Source organism: Acinetobacter sp. Ver3, from assembly GCF_000632455.1.
In the GTDB taxonomy this organism is placed as follows: domain Bacteria; phylum Pseudomonadota; class Gammaproteobacteria; order Pseudomonadales; family Moraxellaceae; genus Acinetobacter.
Genome location: NZ_JFYL01000025.1, coordinates 1 through 22606, shown reverse-complemented (window position 1 = coordinate 22606; position 22606 = coordinate 1). Strand labels below are relative to the sequence as shown.

At 40.3% G+C, this 22606-nt stretch carries 20 protein-coding genes; 19 read left to right on the top strand and 1 reads right to left on the bottom strand.

Going from position 1 to position 22606, the window contains the following annotated elements; genetic code table 11:
• Positions 1 to 48 precede the first annotated feature (48 nt).
• The 5 genes from CL42_RS08445 to CL42_RS08425 all read left to right on the top strand — a co-directional run bounded on the left by CL42_RS08445 (position 49) and on the right by CL42_RS08425 (position 5613).
• Complete coding sequence (locus CL42_RS08445; protein ID WP_035267140.1) at positions 49 to 846, top strand: fumarylacetoacetate hydrolase family protein; 798 nt, start codon at positions 49 to 51, stop codon at positions 844 to 846.
• 25 nt (positions 847 to 871) lie between these two features.
• Complete coding sequence (locus CL42_RS08440; RefSeq protein WP_035267137.1) at positions 872 to 1768, top strand: acetaldehyde dehydrogenase (acetylating); 897 nt, start codon at positions 872 to 874, stop codon at positions 1766 to 1768.
• 11 nt (positions 1769 to 1779) lie between these two features.
• Positions 1780 to 2799, top strand: coding sequence for a 4-hydroxy-2-oxovalerate aldolase (dmpG, locus tag CL42_RS08435; RefSeq protein ID WP_035267135.1), 1020 nt, complete (start codon positions 1780 to 1782; stop codon positions 2797 to 2799).
• Positions 2800 to 3196: 397 nt separating this feature from the next.
• Positions 3197 to 4489, top strand: a complete 1293-nt coding sequence (locus CL42_RS08430) for an OprD family outer membrane porin (protein WP_035267133.1) — start codon at positions 3197 to 3199, stop codon at positions 4487 to 4489.
• 263 nt (positions 4490 to 4752) lie between these two features.
• Positions 4753 to 5613 (top strand): alpha/beta fold hydrolase, encoded by an 861-nt coding sequence (locus tag CL42_RS08425; RefSeq protein WP_035267132.1) that lies wholly within the window; start codon positions 4753 to 4755, stop codon positions 5611 to 5613.
• 335 nt (positions 5614 to 5948) lie between these two features.
• On the opposite strand, the gene hcaR is transcribed toward CL42_RS08425, so the two are convergent.
• Positions 5949 to 6848, bottom strand: a complete 900-nt coding sequence (hcaR, locus tag CL42_RS08420; protein ID WP_035267131.1) for a DNA-binding transcriptional regulator HcaR — start codon at positions 6846 to 6848, stop codon at positions 5949 to 5951.
• Between the two features lie 281 nt (positions 6849 to 7129).
• Here hcaR and hcaE point away from each other — a divergent pair, with 281 nt between their 5' ends.
• From hcaE to CL42_RS08350, 14 genes are all read left to right on the top strand, one after another.
• Positions 7130 to 8497, top strand: coding sequence for a 3-phenylpropionate/cinnamic acid dioxygenase subunit alpha (hcaE, locus tag CL42_RS08415; protein WP_035267128.1), 1368 nt, complete (start codon positions 7130 to 7132; stop codon positions 8495 to 8497).
• Positions 8494 to 9012 (top strand): 3-phenylpropionate/cinnamic acid dioxygenase subunit beta, encoded by a 519-nt coding sequence (gene hcaF / locus CL42_RS08410; RefSeq protein WP_035267127.1) that lies wholly within the window; start codon positions 8494 to 8496, stop codon positions 9010 to 9012. Before hcaE ends, hcaF begins: the two co-directional genes overlap by 4 nt.
• Positions 9012 to 9338: a 3-phenylpropionate/cinnamic acid dioxygenase ferredoxin subunit gene (gene hcaC / locus CL42_RS08405; protein ID WP_005181999.1), complete on the top strand. Its 327-nt coding sequence runs from the start codon at positions 9012 to 9014 to the stop codon at positions 9336 to 9338. The genes hcaF and hcaC overlap by 1 nt, the downstream gene beginning before the upstream one ends.
• 2 nt (positions 9339 to 9340) lie before the next feature.
• Complete coding sequence (hcaB, locus tag CL42_RS08400) at positions 9341 to 10156, top strand: 3-phenylpropionate-dihydrodiol/cinnamic acid-dihydrodiol dehydrogenase (protein ID WP_035267124.1); 816 nt, start codon at positions 9341 to 9343, stop codon at positions 10154 to 10156.
• 68 nt (positions 10157 to 10224) lie between these two features.
• Positions 10225 to 11190, top strand: a complete 966-nt coding sequence (locus CL42_RS08395) for a 3-carboxyethylcatechol 2,3-dioxygenase (RefSeq protein ID WP_035267122.1) — start codon at positions 10225 to 10227, stop codon at positions 11188 to 11190.
• A 4-nt stretch (positions 11191 to 11194) separates the two neighbouring features.
• Entirely contained in the window at positions 11195 to 12424 is a 1230-nt protein-coding gene (gene hcaD / locus CL42_RS08390; RefSeq protein WP_035267121.1) for a 3-phenylpropionate/cinnamic acid dioxygenase ferredoxin--NAD(+) reductase subunit, read from the top strand.
• A gap of 88 nt (positions 12425 to 12512) precedes the next feature.
• On the top strand, positions 12513 to 13418 hold the full coding sequence (locus tag CL42_RS08385; RefSeq protein WP_035267119.1) for a DMT family transporter: 906 nt from the start codon (positions 12513 to 12515) through the stop codon (positions 13416 to 13418).
• A gap of 432 nt (positions 13419 to 13850) precedes the next feature.
• Positions 13851 to 15224, top strand: coding sequence for a diaminobutyrate--2-oxoglutarate transaminase (locus CL42_RS08380; protein ID WP_035267118.1), 1374 nt, complete (start codon positions 13851 to 13853; stop codon positions 15222 to 15224).
• A gap of 3 nt (positions 15225 to 15227) precedes the next feature.
• Entirely contained in the window at positions 15228 to 16760 is a 1533-nt protein-coding gene (locus tag CL42_RS08375) for a pyridoxal phosphate-dependent decarboxylase family protein (RefSeq protein WP_035267116.1), read from the top strand.
• A gap of 351 nt (positions 16761 to 17111) precedes the next feature.
• Positions 17112 to 18137, top strand: a complete 1026-nt coding sequence (locus CL42_RS08370; RefSeq protein ID WP_035267165.1) for a substrate-binding domain-containing protein — start codon at positions 17112 to 17114, stop codon at positions 18135 to 18137.
• 99 nt (positions 18138 to 18236) lie between these two features.
• Positions 18237 to 19616 carry a phosphate ABC transporter permease subunit PstC gene (gene pstC, locus CL42_RS08365; protein ID WP_035267115.1) on the top strand — a complete coding sequence of 460 codons (1380 nt, stop codon included), beginning with the start codon at positions 18237 to 18239 and terminating at the stop codon, positions 19614 to 19616.
• Positions 19616 to 21004: a phosphate ABC transporter permease PstA gene (pstA, locus tag CL42_RS08360; RefSeq protein WP_035267113.1), complete on the top strand. Its 1389-nt coding sequence runs from the start codon at positions 19616 to 19618 to the stop codon at positions 21002 to 21004. The genes pstC and pstA overlap by 1 nt, the downstream gene beginning before the upstream one ends.
• Positions 21005 to 21016: 12 nt before the next feature.
• Positions 21017 to 21940 (top strand): phosphate ABC transporter ATP-binding protein PstB, encoded by a 924-nt coding sequence (pstB, locus tag CL42_RS08355; RefSeq protein WP_035267112.1) that lies wholly within the window; start codon positions 21017 to 21019, stop codon positions 21938 to 21940.
• A 122-nt stretch (positions 21941 to 22062) separates the two neighbouring features.
• On the top strand, positions 22063 to 22606 hold a 544-nt coding region (locus tag CL42_RS08350), incomplete at its 3' end, for a M20/M25/M40 family metallo-hydrolase (RefSeq protein WP_171076772.1).

Below are 22606 nucleotides of genomic sequence, written 5' to 3'. Positions count from 1 at the left end.
TTTTCCTAAGGTCAAATAGATCATCGAATGAAGTTGAAGGAAGTCTTGATGTCTAATTCTGCTGTAGTTGAATCAGTAGCACAAGCGTTACGAACTGCTGAATTATCACAAAGTGCAATCGCACCAATTCGCCCAACGTTGGGTGGTGAAGCTGCTGATGTAGATATCGCTTACGCTGTACAAGAAGTGAATACAGCGCGTGCCTTATCAGAAGGTCGTCGTTTAGTTGGGCGTAAAATCGGTTTGACATCAAAAGTGGTTCAAGCACAACTCGGTGTAGATCAACCTGACTTCGGTATGCTGTTTGCAGACATGGCTTATGGTGATGGAGAGGCGATTCCTGCAGGTCTATTGATCCAACCTAAAGTAGAAGCGGAAATCGCTTTGGTGATCAATCAAGATTTAACGAAAGAAAAACACACTTATGCTGACATTATCAGCGCGACTGATTATGCACTTCCTGCTGTAGAGGTGGTGGATAGTCGAATTGAAAACTGGAAGATCAGTTTGATTGACACTGTCGCAGATAATGCATCTTCAGCTGCATTTGTATTGGGTTCACGTCCTGTAAAACTCGATAACCTTGATTTAGTGAATTGTAAAATGATCATGACACGTGGTGAAGAAGTCGTGTCTCAAGGTGTTGGTAAGGCTTGCTTAGCAAACCCTTTAAATGCAGCTGTCTGGCTTGCTGATGAAATGGTACGTCGTGGTCGTCCATTGTTAGCTGGTGACATTATTTTAACAGGTGCATTAGGCCCTATGGTTGTAGCAAACCCAGGTGATGAATTCAAAGTTGAGATTGAAGGCTTTGGTTCAGTGACTGCTGCTTTCGCTGCTGAATAAGTCGGAATTTTGAGAGAGTACGTTAATGAAAAAGATTAAATGTGCAATGATCGGACCAGGTAATATTGGTACTGATTTGCTTTACAAACTTCAACGTAGCGAATGGTTAGAGCCAGTTTGGATGGTGGGTATCGATCCTACTTCTGAAGGTCTTGCTCGTGCTGCGAAAATGGGTTTAAAAACCACTGCAGAAGGGGTTGATGGTCTTCTTCCTCACGTCATTGAAGATGATATCAAAATTGCTTTTGATGCAACGTCTGCATATGTACATGCGGAGAACAGCCGCAAGTTAAATGAGCTTGGCGTGCTCATGATTGACTTAACACCTGCTGCAATTGGTCCTTTCTGTGTTCCACCTGTGAACTTAGAAGCTTTACTTGCAGAAGGTGAAGTCCCTAACGTGAATATGGTAACGTGTGGTGGTCAGGCAACAATTCCTATGGTTGCAGCAGTTTCACGTGTTCAACCTGTTGAATATGGTGAGATCATCGCGACTGTGTCTACAAAATCTGTAGGTCCTGGTACACGTAAAAACATCGACGAATTCACACGTACAACTGCGGGTGCTATTGAGAAAGTTGGTGGTGCGAAAAAAGGTAAAGCGATCATCATCATTAACCCTGCTGAGCCACCACTTATGATGCGTGACACAGTACACTGTCTTGTTGAAGGTGAGCCAGATCAAGCTGCGATCACTGAATCAGTTCACGCGATGATTAAAGAAGTGCAAAAATATGTACCAGGTTACAAACTTGTAAATGGTCCAATTTTTGATGGTAACCGTGTTTCTATCTTCTTGGAAGTAGAAGGTTTGGGTGATTTCTTGCCGAAATATGCAGGTAACCTCGACATTATGACAGCTGCAGCTGCTCGTACAGCAGAAATGTTTGCTGAACACGTATTCAACAAAGAAGAAGCTTAAGGAGCAACCGCATGTCTAAGATTATTGTTCATGATATGACTTTACGTGATGGTATGCATCCACAGCGCCATCAAACGACTGTTGAGCAAATGATTGCAATTTCAACAGCACTTGATGATGCAGGCGTACCTTTAATTGAAGTAACACACGGTGACGGTCTTGGTGGTTCATCAGTAAACTACGGTTTTGCTGCTGCGACTGACGAAGAATACTTATCTGCTGTTGTACCTCGTATGAAGAATGCAAAAGTTTCTGCATTACTTCTTCCTGGTATCGGTACAGTTGACCATCTAAAAATGGCGCATGAAATCGGTGTATCAACGATTCGTGTTGCAACTCACTGTACTGAAGCTGACTGTTCTGAACAGCACATCACCGCTGCGCGTAAATTAGAAATGGACACAGTGGGCTTCTTAATGTTGGCTCACATGGCAACTCCTGAGCGTCTTTTAGAAGAAGCGAAGAAGATGGTGTCTTACGGTGCAAACTGTATTTATGTTACAGACTCAGCAGGTTATATGCTTCCTCAAGATGTAATCGATCGCGTTGGTCACTTACGTCAACACTTGGACCCAAGCATTGAGTTAGGTTTCCACGGTCACCACAACTTAGGTATGGGTGTATCAAATACTGTTGCTGCGGTTGAAGCAGGTGCAGTACGTGTAGACTTGGCGTCTGCAGGTCTTGGTGCTGGTGCAGGTAACACGCCACTTGAATTGTTTATTGCTGTTGCTAACCGTATGGGTATGGACACTGGCGTTGACTTGTTCAAAGTACAAGACGTTGCTGAAGATCTCGTGATTCCAATGATGCACAACCCAATTCGTGCAGACCGTGATGCGGCAACTTTGGGTTATGCGGGTGTTTACTCTTCATTCCTATTGTTTGCTAAACGTGCTGAAGCGAAATATGGCGTATCTGCGCGTGAAATCTTAATGGAGCTTGGTCGCCGTGGTACTGTTGGTGGTCAGGAAGACATGATTGAAGATCTAGCTTTGACTATGGCTAAAGCAAAAGAACTTAACGCATAATTTAAAAGTGATTTGAAAAAGCACTCTTAGGAGTGCTTTTTTTATGAATTTAGAAAAGATACATATAAAAAAACAATTGCGTGAGATGTTTGGGTGCTTATATTGGGTGATTTGGTGTAGAGCGTATCGTAATTGTTAAACTTAAAAACGATTAAATAAAATGGCAAAATGCTTCTGGGTTAATGTGTAAGATATTAAAATATAATAAATTATCCATCGTAAAAGTTAATTTGCTTAGTTACTGAGCAATTATTAATTGTTTATAACAATGAGAGTTTTTAAAGTATTGTTTTTCATCGGAAAAGTCTAAATTTTTTTTAGACTCTAGTCTGATTTCTTCAGAGTGCACAATTTAGCAATATGCTCATCAACGCTGATTTGAGTATAGGATGAAGCCATGCGTCATCAAAAATTATGGCTAGCAATGATTGCTGCAACAACTCTAGGGACAACTTCTGCTCACGCGAATTTTGTGGCTGATTCAAATGTCCAGCTTAAATTTAAAAATTTCTATTTAGAACGTAATTACGATACAGCACCAAATCTAGATTATGGTAACTGGACGCAAGCAATTACTTTAGATGCTAAATCGGGTTATCACGATATTGGTGCAGGCATTCAAGTTGGTGCAGATCTTTTGGCTCAATATGCAATTGGATTGAAATCGCGTGATTCTGTAAATGACATTCATATGCCATATGATAACAGTCAAGGTCGTACAGAACGTGATAATGCTAAATTTGGTGCGACTTTAAAAGTTAAAGTTTCTGAAACTGAACTTAAAGTAGGTGATTTATTGCCGATGTCACCAGTTATTTTCTTCGATCCATCACGCCAATTATTAACTACTTATAGTGGTGCATGGTTAGAGTCGAAAGATATTCAGGATACTAAATTAACCTTGGCATATATCGATGGTATTAATGCGCGTTACGATAATCAGTATCAAGATTTGACCTTATTCCCAAACAATGATTTTGCGAAGGCAGAAGCTCAAGGTCTCACAACTGATGATGGAATGTATATTGTTGGTGTTGATCACCAGTTTACATCAAAGATTGGTGGTAGTTATTGGTTCGCTGATTTAACTGACATCTTCAAGCAACATTATGTTGCTGCAAGCTATAAAACTAAACTTGATGAAAAAACGAATTTAGATGCACATATTCGTTACTTCGATAACAGTGAAACTGGCGATAAACTTTTTGGTGAAATTGATAGCCAAGCAATTTCTATGGGGGCGAAAGTCAACCATGGTATGCATACTGTTCAATTGGGTTATCAAGAGATGTTTGGCGAGCATGGAGATAAAGCGACACTATTCCCAACATTGGGTGGTTGGGTGCCACAACCTTATTTAGATAACTGGTCGGTCGCGAGTTTTATCCGTAAGGATGAGAAATCTTGGAGCGTAGGTTATACCTATAATTTTAAAGAAATGGGTGTACCAGGATTATCTGCAACTGTACGTCATTTCCAAGGTTGGAATATTGATACGGCAACACCAGGTCGAGGTCGCGAGAATGAAAATAACATCATCGTGAACTATGTTGTGCCAGAAGGTAAGTATAAAGGTCTTGGTTTCAACTATATGTTTATTGATACTAATTATAACAATATCAATGTTCCAGGCACCTTGAGTGATTTAGAAGAGCATCGTGTGGCGTTAAGTTATAGTTATAAATTCTAAAAAATGAAATTGATCTCGATATGATGAGCAAGGATCATATCGAGATCTTATCATGTCATATTCAGAGGGTGAATATTGATTTTAAAAAAATAAGGAAAAACAGTAATTTATTTAATTGGTAAAAAGAAGGATACAATCGTAAATTTGTATCAGTTGAAAGGTACAGAGCAGTTAATATAAGCCTGTAAAACTATCATTTGTAAACATCAACTGATGATTGTTTCACAAATATATGATCAGTTATAGACAGTTAGAGGACTATGATGAGCACTGTTCAAATTCCAGAATATAAAACGGATTCATTCTTTGGTTTAGAAGATAAATGGATCGAAACTGCTGAAGGTGAGTTAACCCATTATCATGAAATTGGTGAAGGCACGCCTATTTTATTCCTTCATGGTTCTGGTACTGGTGTATCAGCAGCTGCTAACTGGTGGTTGAATTTACCTGCAATTGGTGAGCAAGCGCGTTGTATCGCAATTGATACCATTGGTTATGGTCAAACTGTCGTTGCACCAGGAACTCAATACGGTATCCGTGCATGGGTTGATCATGCAATTCGTACTCTTGATGCACTTGGTATTGAAAAAACATGGTTAGTAGGTAATTCTCTAGGTGGTTGGTTAGCATTCCAATTGGCACTTGATTATCCAGAGCGTGTACTCGGTATTGTTTCAATGGGTACAGGTGGTGCAAAACAAACTGCAGCCCTAAAAGCGCATGCAAACCCAGTTTTAACAGAAGAAGGTATTCGTAAGACACTTTCAATGTTCGTTGTAAATAAAGACTTAATTACAGATGAGCTGGTAAAAGTACGTTTTGATTCTGCGGCGAATGACTACGCATCTGATCGTTTAATGGATGTTGTGGGTGCGCGTGACCGTGATCGTTTCGAGTTCCCATTAGACTTTGAAAAAATGAAAGATATTACAGTTCCTGTATTATTGATTCATGGTACTCAAGATGTGGTGATTCCTGTGTCTCGTACTTGGGACATTTTAAATATCGTTCCTAATGCTGATGCACATATTTTCAGTCAGTGCGGTCACTGGTCGCAAGTTGAAAAAGCAGAAGAATTTAATACGGTGATCAAAAATTATCTAGCAGTTCATGGGGTTAAATAATTTTAGATCCTAAAAAACTAAAAAAGAGGATGATTTAATCATCCTCTTTTTTAAAACTGAAAATACAGAACATGTGTTCAATACGTTTAAATCTGCATATTGATAATCAATATTGAGCATTGATCTGTTTTAATTCATTAGACTTAAGTGGTAGAGCAAGTCTAGTTAGTTAATGGGTTGTTTAAAAATTAGTCTAATATAAAGCCTTAATTCATAGAATTTATGATGATATTCATAAAACTTTATTAGACTAAAGTCTAAGACTGATGGTTGAAATAAAAAATAAAAATCACCGCTATGTTTAACGGTGATCATTAATTTAAAAAAAAAATTAATTAATTACGATTAATATCAAGGTAAAAAACAGAGCTCAGTAAGTCCATAAATTTTTTGACGCCTTCTGAGTTAGTGCTTTTTCTATAGCTTGCGAATAAATCGATTGAAGGTAATTCCACGTCTAGAGGGCGAATCACGGTGTTGTTCATCGTCAGTGGTGCGATATATCCAGGTAGAAAAGTACAGCCCAGGTTCATGCCAATAGAATTAATGTTAAAGAGGATATTGTCTGCAGTTTGAACAATATTTAAATTGATTTGATGGTATTTTGCAAAGTCTAGAATGATCTTATTTAGGGTTTGAGATTGCTGTTCAGAAGGAATAATGAAATCGATTCCATCGAGCTCTTTTACTGGAATGCGATCGTATTTAGCGAGTGGGTGATCTTTGGGTAGTAAGAAAATCAAAGGTTCTCGTAAAACAAATTGACTTTCGATTTCATCACTAAATAGATTTTGACGAGTAAAAGCGATATCAATTTCGCCTTTTTTTAACATTTTTGACTGATCGGAATTGTTTAAGCTTAACAATTCAATCTTTAAATCCCGGTTTTGAACACGAAGATTAGGGAGAACGTAAGGAAAAATTTTCATTTCAACGACAGGAACAAAGCCAATACGTAACAATTGCTGTTTAGATTTGGCAATCTGACGAGTCATTGCGACTGCTTTGTCTGCTTGGGCTATCGTTAGGCGAGCTTGTTCAAGGAAGACTTGACCCTCCTCAGTTAGTTCTACCTTACGTTTTGTACGATAAAGCAAAGGGACGCCAATTTCATCTTCAAGATCTTTAATCTGCTGGCTCAATGATGGCTGAGCAGTATAAAGGCGCAAGGCTGCTTTGGTGAAGTTGAGTTCTTCTGCCACAGCAATGAAATATCGTAGGTGTCGTAGTTCCATAAAAAATCATCCAAAGATTGATTCATATAATGTCTAAATATGATCAAGTGCGAGTATAGTTCACAAATGGATATTCGGTGAAGTGGGGCTGTGCATATTGAAATATCAACGTTATTATTAAAATATGGTAAAATTCACGTATTCAGCGATTGATTAATTTATCGATAAAACATCTTGATTCAAACAAAAAAAATATTTCCCCAAAACTCGTTCAAAACTCATTATCTCTGCAAAGTTGAGTCTATTAGTTTGTGTCTAATTTAGTCACAGGAGAGCTTTTCATGAGTGGGAAAATTGATGTGCGCGAAATCGATGCTTTAGTCGATGCACAAAATGGACGTATCACGCCATCTATTTATACAGATCCAGATATCTATGAACTAGAACTTGAACGTGTGTTCGGTCGTACATGGTTATTCCTTTGCCATGAAAGCCAAATTCCAAAGGCTGGTGATTTCTTCAATACCTATATGGGTGAAGATCCGATCATCGTGGTACGTCAAAAAGACGGTTCAATCAAAGCATTATTAAACCAATGTCGTCACCGTTCAATGCGCGTGAGCTTTGCTGACTGCGGTAACACTCGTGCGTTTACATGTCCATACCATGGTTGGTCTTATGGCGTAGACGGCTCTCTTAAAGATATTCCTCTTGAAGATCGTGCATTCCCTCAAGGCGCATGTAAAGAGAAGTGGAGTTTGATCGAAGTAAACCGTGTTAAGTCTTATAAAGGCTTAATCTTCGGTTGCTGGGATGAAACAACTCCAGACCTTGAAGAATACATGGGTGATATCGCTTGGTACTTAGATGGTGTATTAGATCGTCGTCCAGGTGGTACTGAGATCATCGGTGGTGTTCATAAGTGGGAAATCGAATGTAACTGGAAATTTGCGGCTGAACAGTTTGCATCTGACCAATATCATGCATTGTTCTCTCACGCATCTGCGATTCAAGTATTAGGTGCTAAACCTGATGACGAATCTTCGAAGAAACTAGGTGCTGCGCAAACTGCACGTCCGGTATGGGAAACTGCGAAAGACGCGATCCAATATGGTTCACGTGGTCACGGTTCAGGCTTCTTCTTTACAGAGAAACCAGATGCAAACGTATGGGTTGATGGTGAAGTAGCAAACTATTTCCGCGAAACTTACGAAGAAGTTAAAGAGCGTCTTGGTGAAATTCGTGCGTTACGTCTTGCGGGTCATAACACTATGTTCCCAACATTGTCTTGGTTAAACGGTACAGCAACACTTCGCGTATGGCATCCACGTGGTCCAAACAAAACTGAAGTATGGGCGTTCTGTATTGCGGATGCTGAAGCATCACAAGAAGTGAAAGAGGCGTTTGAGCGTTCTGCGACACGTGCATTTGGTCCAGCTGGTTTCTTAGAGCAAGATGACTCTGAAAACTGGATCGAGATTCAAAAAGTTTTACGTGGTTATAAAGCGCGTCAAAACAAACTCATTATGGAAATGGGTCTTGGCAACGAGAAAATTCGTGAAGATGGTATCCCTGGTATCACCAACTATATTTTCTCAGAAACTGCGGCACGCGGCATGTACCGTCGTTGGGCAGATTTGCTAATCCATGAAAAATGGGAAGATGTTGAGAAAGCAGCTGACGAATATGAGAAGGAGCTTATGAAATGAGTCAAGTGAGTTTAGAACTTCATCATCAAATTAGCCAATTCCTGTATCGTGAAGCGAAATTGCTTGACGATTGGAAATTCCGCGACTGGTTAGATACGTTAGCTGAAGATATTTCTTACACGCTACGTACAACACCAAATGCTCAAACACGTGACCGTCGTCGTTCAATTGAACCACCTACAACTTGGGTGTTCAATGATACGAAAGATCTTTTAGAGCGTCGTGTTGCTCGTCTTGAAACAGGTATGGCTTGGGCTGAAGAGCCTCCATCACGTACAACTCATATGGTGAGTAACGTGATCGTAGAAGCTACTGAAGTTGAAGGCGAATACGATGTATACGTTACATATCTTTTGTACCGTACACAAAAAGAGAAAGATGTCACAATTTACTGTGGTAAACGTCATGACAAGATCCGTAAAGTTGAAGGTGGCTTAGGCTTCCAAATTTTCAACCGTAAGATCACGCTTGATCAAGTTACCTATAACTCTCACAACCTGAGTGTGTTCTTCTAATGAATAAGATTTTTGTTTGCCAAGTTGACGAATTAGACGAAGGCGAAGCGTTGAAAGTAGATTGCGGCGTTAACGGTATCGATGCGCTTGCAGTGTTTAACAATGGTGGTGAGTTCTTCGCAATGAATGACCGTTGTTCTCATGGTAATGCTTCAATGTCAGAAGGTTATCTTGAAGATGATGGCACTGTCGAATGTCCATTGCATTCAGCTCGCTTCTGTTTAAAAACCGGTCAAGCATTATGTTTACCAGCGACAGATCCAATTCAAACTTTCCCGGTAATTGTTGAAGATGGTGCGTTATACGTTGAGATGGCAGGAGAGTAATCATGGGTTGGCTTAAAGGCGAAGTTGCACTGATCACAGGTGGTGGTTCTGGTTTAGGTTGGGCTTTAGTTGAACGCTTCCTTGAAGAAGGTGCGCACGTTGGTGTGTTACAACGTTCACAATCTAAAGTCGATGCTTTAAAAGAACGCTTTGGTGATCAAATTGTTGCAATCGCTGGTGATGTTGCCAACTATGAAGACAATGTCCGTGCTGTAAAAGCAACTGTTGAGCGTTTTGGTAAGCTTGATTGCTTTATTGGTAATGCAGGAATCTGGGATCACTACGCAGATATCGTCAATACTTCAGGTGAGCAACTTGATAAAGCGTTTGACGAAATCATGGGAATTAATACGAAAGCATTAATTCTAGGTGCTAAAGCTGCACTTGATGAGTTAGTAAAATCTGAAGGTTCGATAATCTTCACACTATCTAACTCAGCATTATATTCTGCGGGTGGTGGTCCAGTTTACACAGCATCTAAGCATGCTGGCGTAGGCATCATGAAGGAATTGGCGTACGAGCTTGCACCCAAAGTTCGTGTGAATGCTGTTGCGCCGTCAGGTATGAATGTAAACATTAAAGGTGCTGCATCATTAGGCCAAGAAAATCTAGGTCTTTTAGATGCGCGTGATCCTGAGAAAATCGCGCGTGGTATGCCGTTGAACTTCTTACCTGAGCCTGAAGAAATGACAGGTTCTTATGTGCTCTTGGCATCTCGTCAAAATAACCGACCTTTAACTGGTGTTCTGATCAATGCAGAATGTGGTTTGGGTATTCGTGGTCTACGTCAACCACGTGCTGGTTTCTTTGACGAATAAAATCTAGTCTAAAAAATGGACTTATCGGCAGCCTGTTCTAAGGCTGCCTTCCTTTTAAGGAGTCTCTCATGGCCGTTAAACTTATTTGTGCTTCGCACAGTCCTTTAATGGAATTTGCTTCACCTCAAGATCAGTCAAAAGAGCAAAAAGTACGTGCTGCTTTTGAACAATTATCCGCTGAAGTAAAAGCTTACGATCCAACACTGATCATTACTTTTGGTCCAGACCATTTTAACGGTTTTTTCTACGACCTTATGCCAAGTTTCTGTGTCGGTATCCGTGCTACGGCTGCTGGTGACTGGGATTACGGTAAAATTGACAATAAAATCGATGTTCCTGAAGACAAGGCTTTGGCGCTTGTGCGTCAAGTTCTAGATGAGGGTGTTGATGTTGCATACTCATATCGTATGCAGGCTGACCATGGTGTGACTCAACCATTACACTTCCTTTGTGATGGAAAACTTGATCGTTATAAAACGATTCCAATATTTATTAATGGCGCTGCCGCACCAATGCCAACCACAAAGCGTACTATTGCTTTAGGTCGTGCGGTTGGACAATATATAAAGTCACTTAATCTTGAAAATGAGCGTGTACTTGTATTGGGTACAGGCGGTTTGTCTCATGATCCACCAACACCTCAAATGGGTTCAGTGCCACCAGAAGTTGAAGAGTTTTTAATTGCTGGTCGTAATCCAACTGAAGAAGCACGTAATGCGCGTCAAGCGAAAATTATTGCAGTTGGTCAGAAACTCGCTGCTGGAGATACATCAGTTGCAGTACCGCTGAGCCCTGAGTGGGATATTGCATTGCTTGAGAAATTCAAACAAGCAGATTTTGCTGCAATGGAAGCGATGACTGAGGCAGAAATTCGTGTCGAAGGTGGTCGTGGTGGTCAAGAAGTGCGTTGCTGGATGGCAGCATTTGCTGCACTGAACGAAGTTGGTGAGTATGAAATGACAACTCACTGCTATGAAGACATTAGTGAGTGGATTGCGGGCTTCGGTATCGTATCTGCGGAATTAAAAGGTTAATCCCATGAGCAATGTAAACAACATCGTCATCGTTGGTGCGGGTCAAGCAGGCGCAAGTGCGATCCTTGAGCTTCGTGCAAACAAATATGAAGGTAAAATCACATTAATTGGTGATGAAACGCATCTTCCTTATGAGCGTCCACCACTGTCTAAAGACGTGATTTTAAAACCTGAAGAAACCAAGATTGAAATTTTATCTGGAGAAAAATTAGCAGATCTTGGTGTGACAGCAATTCGCGGTAATGGTGTCGTTAAAATCAACGCTGAAGCCAAAACTGTCGAACTTCAAAATGGTGATGTTGTTGCTTATGACAAATTGCTGCTTGCAACTGGCGGTGCAGCACGTCGTCTTCCAAACTTCGATGCACTTGGCAAACATGTTTACACGCTGCGTAATCTTGAAGATTCACAAGCCCTTGTACCAGTGTTACAAAAAGGTCAACGTATCATCCTGATTGGTGGTGGTGTAATCGGTCTTGAGCTTGCATCATCTGCGCGTTTCAAAGAATGTGAAGTCACTGTCATTGAAATGGGTCCAATGGTGATGGGTCGTTCATCGCCACGCATCTTGAGTGAATTCTTGCTTGAACAGCAAAAATTGGCAGGTGTGGATGTCCGTCTTTCAACCTCAATTGCAGAGTGCAAGCTTGATGGCGAAGAAATCGTGGTGACTTTGGCTGATGGCCAAGAACTTCGTGCGGATGCTGTGGTTTATGGTATCGGTATTGTGCCAAATGCGCAGTTGGCAGTTGACGCTGGTCTTGACGTTGATCTCGCGATCAAAGTAAACGAAAATTGCCAAACCTCGAATGCTGATATTTATGCGGCAGGTGATGTGGCAACTCAACTTCGTGACTGTGGTAACCACCGTCGTGTTGAGACTTGGGAAAATGCCAATCTTCAAGCAGGTATCTTTGCACGCCATGTGATGGGTGTAGAACATCCTACTCCTAATCCAGCATGGTTCTGGACAGATCAGTTGGACATTAACTACCAATTCGTAGGTGATATGGCAGCGGCTGAATGGCTCGTTCGTGGTGAAATCAATCCTGAGCTTCGCGCTGAATCATCATTTGTATTGTTCGGTGTAACTGACGGTATTATTGTTGGTGGTATTACGGTAAATGCGGCCAAAGAAATGCGTCATCTTAAAAAATTAATTAGCAAACAAGCTGCATTTGAAGCAGATAAATATTTAGATCTTAGCCAAGACCTTCGTAAACTTGTGAAGTAAACTCGGCATGATTGTGCAACAGACCTAGGGTAACTTAGGTCTGTTTTTTATGTGCCTAAGAAAATATTGATTCAACTTTGAGCAAATTATGAATTCTAGTTCCGCGAATATAATGGTCGTTGCGAGTATATATGCCTTATTGGTATTGATATGGGCTGCAACACCACTTGCCATTGTATGGAGTGTTGCAGAAATTCATCCAATGTGGGTGCTCATCATTCGATACTTTGGTGCATCTATAATTGCTTTGGCGTTGCTCAAAATGATGCGTGATTCACTTCCGTTTGATCATGTATCGCTGAAAAGTTATGTGGCTGGTAGCCTAAATTTAATAGGTGCGCAGTTATTTATCTACTTGGCAGCGAATTATTTAACTTCAGGCTTAATGGCACTGATCTTCGGATTTTCGCCATTGATTGCAGGTCTCATTGGACATCTCATCCTAAAAACACATAAGTTGTCTATTTTACAATGGAGTGGAATGGTCATTGCCGTATTAGGTCTCACATTTGTTTTTGCAGAGTCTGCAGATGAGCGAGTCAATCCTTGGGGTGTGGTTTTAATGCTGATCAGTATGGTGTCGTATATCAGTTCGATTTTTTGGGTCAAACAAATTAATGCACCTTTAAGCCCCATGAGTCAGGCGACAGGTTCATTAATCTTTTCAGCTTTAGGATCACTCTTAATCATTCCATTCATTTGGCAACAAATCCCAACCGTGCTACCAAGTACGCAAGCGATGGTGGGTTTTTTATTCACAATGATCATGTCATCAATTGTTGCGATGCTGTGCTATTTTTGGTTAATCCGCCGCTTAGCAGCGTCGACAGTGTCTTTGAGTAATGTCATGACGCCAGTCATCGCCTTAGTTTTGGGGGCATCCTTAAATAATGAAATTATTCATAATGAAGCCTTGTGGGGGATTGTCGTTGTGATGATGGGGTTGCTGATGTATTTTAATCGAGAGCTCTTGAAACTATTCTTAAAAAAATGAGTGAAAAAAAGTGGTTTTAATCACACACGTACAACTACATGAATATATAAGATTCATAATGTTACAAAACTATGCTTTAGCCCAAGCTCGAATTTAGGAATACTGAAAAAGTCAGTTCAAATCAGCAAAAAAATTGAACATTTTTTGCATAATTTGGACTGTTTTACTTTAGCTCAAGTTCAAACTTATCTAAAATAGTAGTGGTACAGTTTGAAATCTATACAAGTTATCAATTTGTCACATTAATATTTTAGAATCTGCTGGTGAAAACGATAGAAATCTATTTATTTTATTTCAAAATTCGTTATCATCGCGCCCTCTAGTTATAACTCTACACAATAGGCTAACTAGAACTCTATAAAGCACCGAGTCAAAGGACCGCAAGTCACCCGACTTATTTCTATTAACCCATATCAGAGATGGTAATTCGATATGAGCGTTTCTTCTGTAAATCCTGCACCTAATTCTACTAACGAATACTATTTGACTCGCCAAAGTCAGATGGAATCTAATGTTCGTAGCTATCCACGTAAATTGCCGTTAGCGATAGCAAAAGCACAAGGTTGCTGGGTTACTGATGTTGAAGGTACAGAGTACCTCGATTGTTTAGCTGGGGCAGGAACATTGGCTTTGGGCCATAATCATCCTGCGGTCATTCAAAGTATTCAAGACACTTTAGCGAGTGGTCTTCCATTACATACTTTGGATTTAACGACACCTTTAAAAGATGCTTTTACTGAAGCTTTACTTGCTGAATTACCGGGTGGTAAAGAAGAGTACTGCCTACAGTTCTGTGGTCCATCTGGTGCAGATGGTACAGAAGCAGCAATTAAACTTGCAAAAACATATACTGGCCGTGGCACTGTGATCAGCTTCTCTGGTGGCTACCATGGTATGACTCACGGCTCATTAGCAATGACAGGTAATTTGTCTGCTAAAAACGCTGTTAATGGTTTAATGCCAGGCGTTCAATTCATGCCGTATCCACATGAATACCGTTGTCCGCTAGGTTTAGGTGGTGAAGCTGGTGTTGACGCGCTTACTTATTTTTTTGAAAATTTCATCGAAGATGTTGAAAGCGGTGTGACTAAGCCTGCTGCAGTTATCCTTGAAGCGATTCAAGGCGAGGGCGGTGTGGTTACAGCACCTGTGAAATGGTTGAAAAAAATTCGTGAAGTGACTGAAAAGCACAACATCGTTTTAATTCTTGATGAAGTCCAAGCTGGTTTCGCGCGTTCAGGAAAAATGTTTGCCTTTGAACACGCGGGTATCGAACCTGATGTTGTAGTGATGTCGAAAGCAGTAGGTGGAAGCTTACCACTGGCGGTACTTGGTATTAAGCGTAAGTTTGATGCTTGGCAGCCTGCAGGTCACACGGGTACTTTCCGTGGTAACCAATTGGCTATGGGTACAGGTCTTGCTACGATCAAAACGATTAAAGAACAAAATCTTGCGCAAAACGCACAAGAGCGCGGTGATTTCCTTCAAGCTGAATTGAAGAAATTAGCTGCAGAATTCCCATGTATCGGTAATGTACGTGGCCGCGGTTTAATGATCGGTATCGAAATCGTTGATGAGCGTAAACCTGCTGACCATATGGGTTCACTTCCTGCAGATGGTCAATTGGCTGCTGCAATCCAAGCAGCGTGTTTCAACAACAAATTGTTGTTAGAAAAGGGTGGACGTAACGGTACAGTGATTCGTCTACTTTGCCCATTAATTATTAACCAAGCTGAATGTGAAGAAGTAATTGTGCGCTTTAAGAAAGCAATTTCTGAAGCATTAGTTGCGGTACGAGGCGCTTAATTCATGGTAGATTTTGCAGAACATCGTAAAGCTTTACTCTGTAATGATGCTGCATCCATTGCTGACTATACGTCAGCAATGGATCAGGCAACTCAAGCAGTAGCAGCTTGGTTACAAAATGACAAAATGTACACAGGCGGTAGCATTAAAGAGCTTCGCAGTGCAATTGCATTTAATCCTTCTAAAGAGGGATTGGGTGTGGAAAAGTCATTAGAGCGTATGGTTGAACTATTCCTCAACAAGAGCTTAAAAGTACATCATCCTCATTCTTTGGCGCATTTGCATTGTCCTACTATGGTGACTAGCCAAATCGCAGAAGTATTGATTAATGCAACAAACCAATCAATGGACTCATGGGATCAAAGCCCTGCAGGTTCATTGATGGAAGTTCAGTTGATCGATTGGCTTCGTCAAAAAGTTGGTTATGGTGCAGGTCAAGCAGGTGTATTCACCTCTGGCGGTACGCAGTCAAACTTGATGGGTGTATTGCTTGCACGTGATGCATGTATCGCGAAAAACTGGAAAGACGAAAACGGCAATCCGTGGTCTGTTCAGCGTGATGGCGTACCTGCGGAAGCGATGCGAAACGTTAAAGTCATTTGTTCTGAAAATGCTCACTTCTCTGTGCAAAAGAACATGGCGATGATGGGAATGGGCTTCCAATCTGTAGTGACTGTGCCTGTCGACGAAAATGCGCGTATGGACATGGATGCACTTGAGAAAACCATGGCACATCTTCAAAATGAAGGTAAAATTGTGGCATGTGTGGTTGCAACTGCAGGTACTACCGATGCGGGTGCAATTGATCCATTGAAGAAAGTCCGTGAAATCACCAACAAGTACGGCGCGTGGATGCATATCGATGCAGCATGGGGCGGTGCTTTAATCCTATCTAATAATCACCGTGATATGTTAGATGGTATCGAACTTTCAGATTCGATCACGTTGGATTTCCATAAGCACTATTTCCAAACGATTTCTTGTGGTGCATTCTTACTTAAAGATGAAGCGAATTATCGCTTTATGCATTATGAAGCGGAATACTTAAACTCTGCTTATGATGAAGAGCATGGTGTACCAAACTTAGTGTCTAAATCGCTACAAACAACACGTCGTTTTGATGCGTTGAAATTGTGGATGACGATTGAAGCACTCGGTGAAGAACTTTACGGTTCTATGATTGACCATGGTGTAACTTTAACACGTGATGTTGCAGATTATATTAAAGCAACGGACGGTTTAGAGTTATTGGTTGAGCCACAATTTGCATCAGTCTTGTTCCGTGTAATTCCTGAAGGTTATCCAACAGAATTACTCGATACACTGAATCAAAACGTTGCGGATGAATTGTTTGCACGTGGTGAAGCGAATATTGGGGTGACTAAAGTCGGTCAGGTTCAATCATTGAAAATGACAACTTTAAGTCCAGTAGCAACTTTAGACAATGTGAAGAACTTGCTTGCGCTTGTACTTGCTGAGTCTGATCGTATCAAAGCTTCAATTGCTGATGGTACATATACGCCACCAATCGATTAATAGATTGTTTGTGAAAAAAGCGCTCAATTGAGCGCTTTTTTGATACTCAAAATTCATAACTTTGACATATTTTTAGATCATGATTAAAAAATCTTTATGCAGAATTAGGGGGATAATTATTAAAGAATAGGTATGTAATAAAAATAACAGTATTTAATAATAATCGTTTTAAATTATTGAAATATAATTAAAAAATAAATAAGTAGGTTGGTGTAATAAAAATAATAAAATCGTAATAAAGCTGTAACCTTATTGTCATATTATCAAATCAAAATGCATGTATCGAAATAAGTACAATACTTCAATAAAAAGTAGCGTACTCCAAATTTGCATAAATTGAGAGATAACATGATGCGCTTTACAAATATTGCAATTGCATTAGCACTTTCTGGGGCAGCTGTAGCAACAACCGCAAATGCAGCACGTGACACAATTCAAATTGCGGGTTCTTCTACAGTATTGCCATATGCAAGTATTGTGGCTGAAGAATTCGGTAATAATTTCCCTCAATTCAAAACACCAGTAGTTGGTTCAGGCGGTTCGTCTGGTGGTCTAAAACAATTTTGTAATGGTGTTGGTGACAATACAATCGATATTGCTAACTCATCTCGTGCAATCAAATCAAGCGAATTAGCCGAATGTAAGAAAAATGGCGTTAACCAAGTATTAGAAATTAAAATCGGTTACGACGGTATCGTATTTGCTTCAAATGCTAACAAAGCAGCTTATAAATTACGTCCTCAACATGTATTTGCAGCTTTGGCAGCTGAATTACCTTCAAACGGTAAAATGGTAAAAAACCCATATACACGTTGGAATCAAATTGATAAATCATTACCAAATGAGCCGATCACGCTTGTAATCCCTGCTTCGAATCATGGTACACGTGAAGTCTTCCAGGAGAAAATGGTGGACGCTGGTTGTGAATCGTATGCTGCTATTAAAGCTTTAGATAAAGATGCGAAAAAGAAAGCTTGTACAACATTCCGTAAAGATGGTCGTGTTGTCGAAATTGCGGGTGACTATACAGAAACACTTGCACGTTTAAAAACTTCTCCGAGCGCTGTTGGTGTGTTTGGTTTAGGTTTCTATGATCAAAACCGTGACCGTTTACGCGTTGCAACTGTGAACAATGTGGCACCGTCTGAAAACACGATTTTAAATGGTTCTTACCCTGTATCACGCCCTTTATTCTTTTACGTAAAAGGTGAGCATTTGAAATCAATCAAAGGTTTACCACAGTTTACTGAATATTTCTTAAACAAGCGTGTTTCAGGTAAAGGTTCTAAGCTAGAAAAAGCGGGCTTAATTTCACTTTCTGATAAAGAGCGTGCAGCAATTTTGGCAAACTTTAAAGCAGGTAAAGCTGTTAAGTAATTGAACAACAAGCTAATGGCAGGAATTATCCTGCCATTGGTTTTTTTATTGAAAAAAGTTTTTTCAAACCATGAAAATTGAAAAGACAGTGGAGAATACATGAATCTGCTACTTATAGGTGTGTTATTGGCGATCATCGCCATTGCCTATCAAATCGGATTACGCAAAAGCCGTAACTTAGCAGGTCAGGGAAATAACTCTGCCGCTTTGCATTCACGTCCTGGTTACTATGGGGCATTAGTTGCGTTGTGGTGTGGTATCCCTGCATTTTTAATTTTGATTGTTTGGAATTTGGTTGAGCCAACGATCTTGGAGCAGGTGGTGCTTAATCATTTGCCACAGGATATTAAAGCGAGTCTAGATCCAGCAAGCCTAAACGTAGTTGTTGACCGTGTTCAAGCAATTGCGTCTGGATTTGGTGTCAGTGACACGGCAACGGCATATGAAGTTGCTGCTGCAGAGCAACTGAGTAAATTTTCAACTATTGGCTCTTTTGCAAAATTAGCAGTTGTTATTTGCGCTGCATTGGCAGGTTTGGTATGGGCTAAAAAAAGAATTAGCCAAGATTTTAGAGCGCGTAATCAAGTCGAGAAAGTCATCAATGTTGGCTTAGCTTTATGTTCTGGTGTCGCGATTCTTACAACACTAGGGATTGTAATGTCGATGTTTGGAGAAGCGATGCGCTTCTTCAGCTTTGTTAATCCTTTTGATTTCTTCTTTGGAACAGAGTGGAACCCGGGTTTCAGTACTTCGGGAAGTGCAGAAGGAAGCTATGGTTTACTTCCATTGTTGTGGGGTACGCTCATGGTCAGTGGGATCGCACTATTGGTTGCTGTACCAGTAGGTTTAATGATCGCGATTTATTTGGCTGAATATGCTTCTCCTCGCTTCCGTTCTTGGGCAAAACCGACCATTGAAGTGTTAGCGGGTATTCCAACGATCGTTTATGGTGTATTCGCGCTTATGATTATTGGCCCATTTATTAAAACTGTAGGGGCAATGGTTGGTATTGATATCAACGCAACGAGTGCGCTCACTGCAGGTTTTGTCATGGGAATCATGATCATTCCTTTTGTGTCTTCTTTATCTGATGACATTATTACTCAAGTGCCTCGAGCATTACGTGATGGATCTTTAGGATTAGGGGCGACCAAATCTGAAACGATTCGTAAAGTGGTCATTCCAGCAGCATTGCCTGGCATTATTGGTGCATTTTTATTGGCTGCTTCCCGTGCAATTGGCGAAACTATGATCGTAGTTCTAGCAGCTGGTAACAGTCCTCTTTTGCACGCAAATCCATTAGAAGCTGTTTCGACCGTAACGATTACGATTGTTAATCAATTAACAGGTGATACTGACTTTGCAAGTCCGCAAGCATTAGTCGCTTTCGCACTAGGACTTACATTGTTTGTGATTACTTTAGGTTTGAACATTGTTGCACTTTACATCGTGCGTAAATACCGTGAGCAATACGACTAATGAGTACTTCTAATCCTAATACTCTCGAGACAGTTGATTCAGCAACAGCTGAGCAGCTTAGAGAAAAGCGTAAGAAGACTATTCAGAATTCTTTAGCTAAACGTCATCGTAAAGAAAAGACGTTCCGTTTCTTCGGTTTTTCAGCAGTGATTGCTGGCTTATTCTTCGTAGTATTGCTATTCGGTAGTATTTTAGCGAAAGGCTTGCCTGCTTTTTGGCAAAGTAGCATGAATTTGCCAATCTATTTCGATCCAAAGATTGTTGAAGTTGGTCCAAAGCCTGTACTAGCTGAAGGTGAGAATCCAGCTCAGTATGAAGAACGCTTTATTGAGTGGCAGACTGAAGTTGGCATGGTGGATTGGGATGCATTGATCATCAATGCCATGATCAAACAAGATCCTCAACTTGAAGCCCAACGTGATGATTTAAGCTATATCTATACGAGCTCTGAAGCATATCGTATCCGTGATATGGTGATGAATGATCCAAGCTTGGTTGGTAAAACAGTTGATGTAAAAGTCCTTGCTGACGCAAATATTGATGTGTGGCTTGCAGGTAATATTGATCGCTCATTGCCAGATGAACAGCAACAACTTAGTCCTGAGATTCGTCAAATTGCCGATGAACTCAAGGCTAAAGGTGTCATCGCAAATTCATTTAACACGAATATTTTCACGAGTCCTGACTCTCGTAGTTCACCAGCGACATCTGGTTTAGCTGGTGCATTCATGGGCTCATTGTTCATGATGTTGATTGTAATCTTTATTTCGATTCCAATCGGCGTTGCATCTGCGATCTATCTTGAAGAGTTCGCACCAAAGAACTGGATTACAGATATTGTAGAAGTCAATATCAATAATTTGGCTGCTGTTCCATCGATTGTATTCGGTTTGCTTGGTGCTGCAATTTTTATTGGTTGGATGCATTTACCATTATCTGCCCCTTTGGTAGGTGGTCTTGTGTTAAGTTTAATGACATTGCCAACGGTGATTATTACGACACGAGCTTCTTTAAAAGCCGTTCCACCTTCGATTCGCCAAGCTGCATTAGGATTGGGTGCATCAAGACTGCAAACTGTTTTTCATCACGTCCTGCCTTTGGCATTACCAGGTATTTTAACAGGTGCAATTATTGGTGTGGCTCAAGCATTGGGTGAGACTGCGCCGTTGTTGCTGATTGGTATGAGTGCTTTTGTAGCCAGTGTTCCAGCAAGCCCATTTGATCAATCTACAGCGCTGCCTGTACAGATTTTCTTGTGGCAGGGTAATGAACTTCGTAACTTCTTCGAAGGTCGTACTGCTGCAGCCATTATTGTTCTCCTTGCGATGATGATTAGCTTAAATAGTTTAGCGATCTGGTTACGTAAGAAATTTGAAGTCCGTTGGTAGTCGGAGCAAAATATGAATACAGTAACTTCGCAAGTAACTCAAAATTCCTTAAAAAAGGATCAATCAGTGAATTCAGATCAAACACAATTTACATCTCAAGATGCAAATCAAAAAACGTCAACTTCGTTTGTTTCACAATTTGACACGCAGAGCGAAAATAAAAAAGAAGCAAAATCTGATGTTGTAAAACTGAGTACAACTGATGTTCACGTATATTATGGTGAATCTGAAGCGATCAAAGGCATTGATCTTAATATTTACCAAAATGAAGTGATTGCTTTTATTGGTCCATCTGGATGTGGTAAGTCAACATTCCTACGTACTTTAAATCGTATGAACGACACGATTGATAGTTGTCGTGTGACGGGTAAAGTCATGTTGGATAATCAAGATATCTATGATCCTAATCTCGACGTAGTATTACTGCGTGCGCAAGTGGGTATGGTGTTCCAAAAGCCAAACCCATTCCCAAAATCAATTTTTGAAAACGTCGCATACGGACCTAAACTCCATGGTTTAGCACGTGACAAATACGATTTAGAAGAGATTGTTGAAAATAGTTTACGTAAAGCGGGTTTGTGGGATGAAGTTAAGGATCGTTTGAATCAGCCTGGAACTGGTTTATCGGGCGGTCAACAGCAACGTCTATGTATTGCTCGTACTATTGCAGTTTCGCCAGAAGTGATTTTAATGGACGAACCTTGTTCAGCACTTGACCCGATTGCGACGGCTAAAGTTGAAGAGTTAATCGCTGAGCTTTCAACACAATATACTATTGCAATTGTTACGCACTCAATGCAACAAGCTGCACGTGTATCAGACCGTACTGCCTATTTCCATTTAGGTGATTTGATTGAAGTGAATTCGACCGAAAAAGTCTTTACTCAACCTGATCATCAATTGACTGAGGCATATATTACGGGTCGATTTGGTTAATTAAAAATTTAGAAACATAAATAAAAAGAGTCTTCGGGCTCTTTTTTTATTACAAAAATCTGTGGATGTAATAAGGTTATTCTCTAAAATGGAATGCTTAATAAACTAATATCCAGATGACAATGAAAAAAATACTTTGTTTAACAGCATTAATGACCAGTATTTTTATGTTGAGTGCTTGCTCACATACACCAAATCAAAATCAACAAGTAACAACGCAAATCAATACTTCGAATTTGATCGAACAACGTCTCATGAGTCATCTTAGTGCCTTAGAAGATATTGCAGCAGCTCATGGCGGTAATCGCGCAGTTGGAACGGATGGTGGTAAGGTAACTGCAACCTATATTATTGAAGAGTCAAAAAAAGCTGGTTTGCACGCTCAGATGTTGCCGTTTGAAAATCGCAATAAGATTGTAGGTCAGAATATTATTATCGAAATCAAAGGTAAAAATCCTGATTTAGCTACGATAATCGGTGCGCATTATGATTCTGTGACCACAGGGCCTGGGATCAATGATAATGGTACAGGTGTAGCCGTTCTATTAGAGCTATTACAACATTATTCAAAATCTGAAAATCATCCTCAAAATACAATTTACCTTGCATTTTGGGATTCTGAAGAAGATGGTATCGGAGGTTCGCAAGATTTTGTTGCTAAAAAGA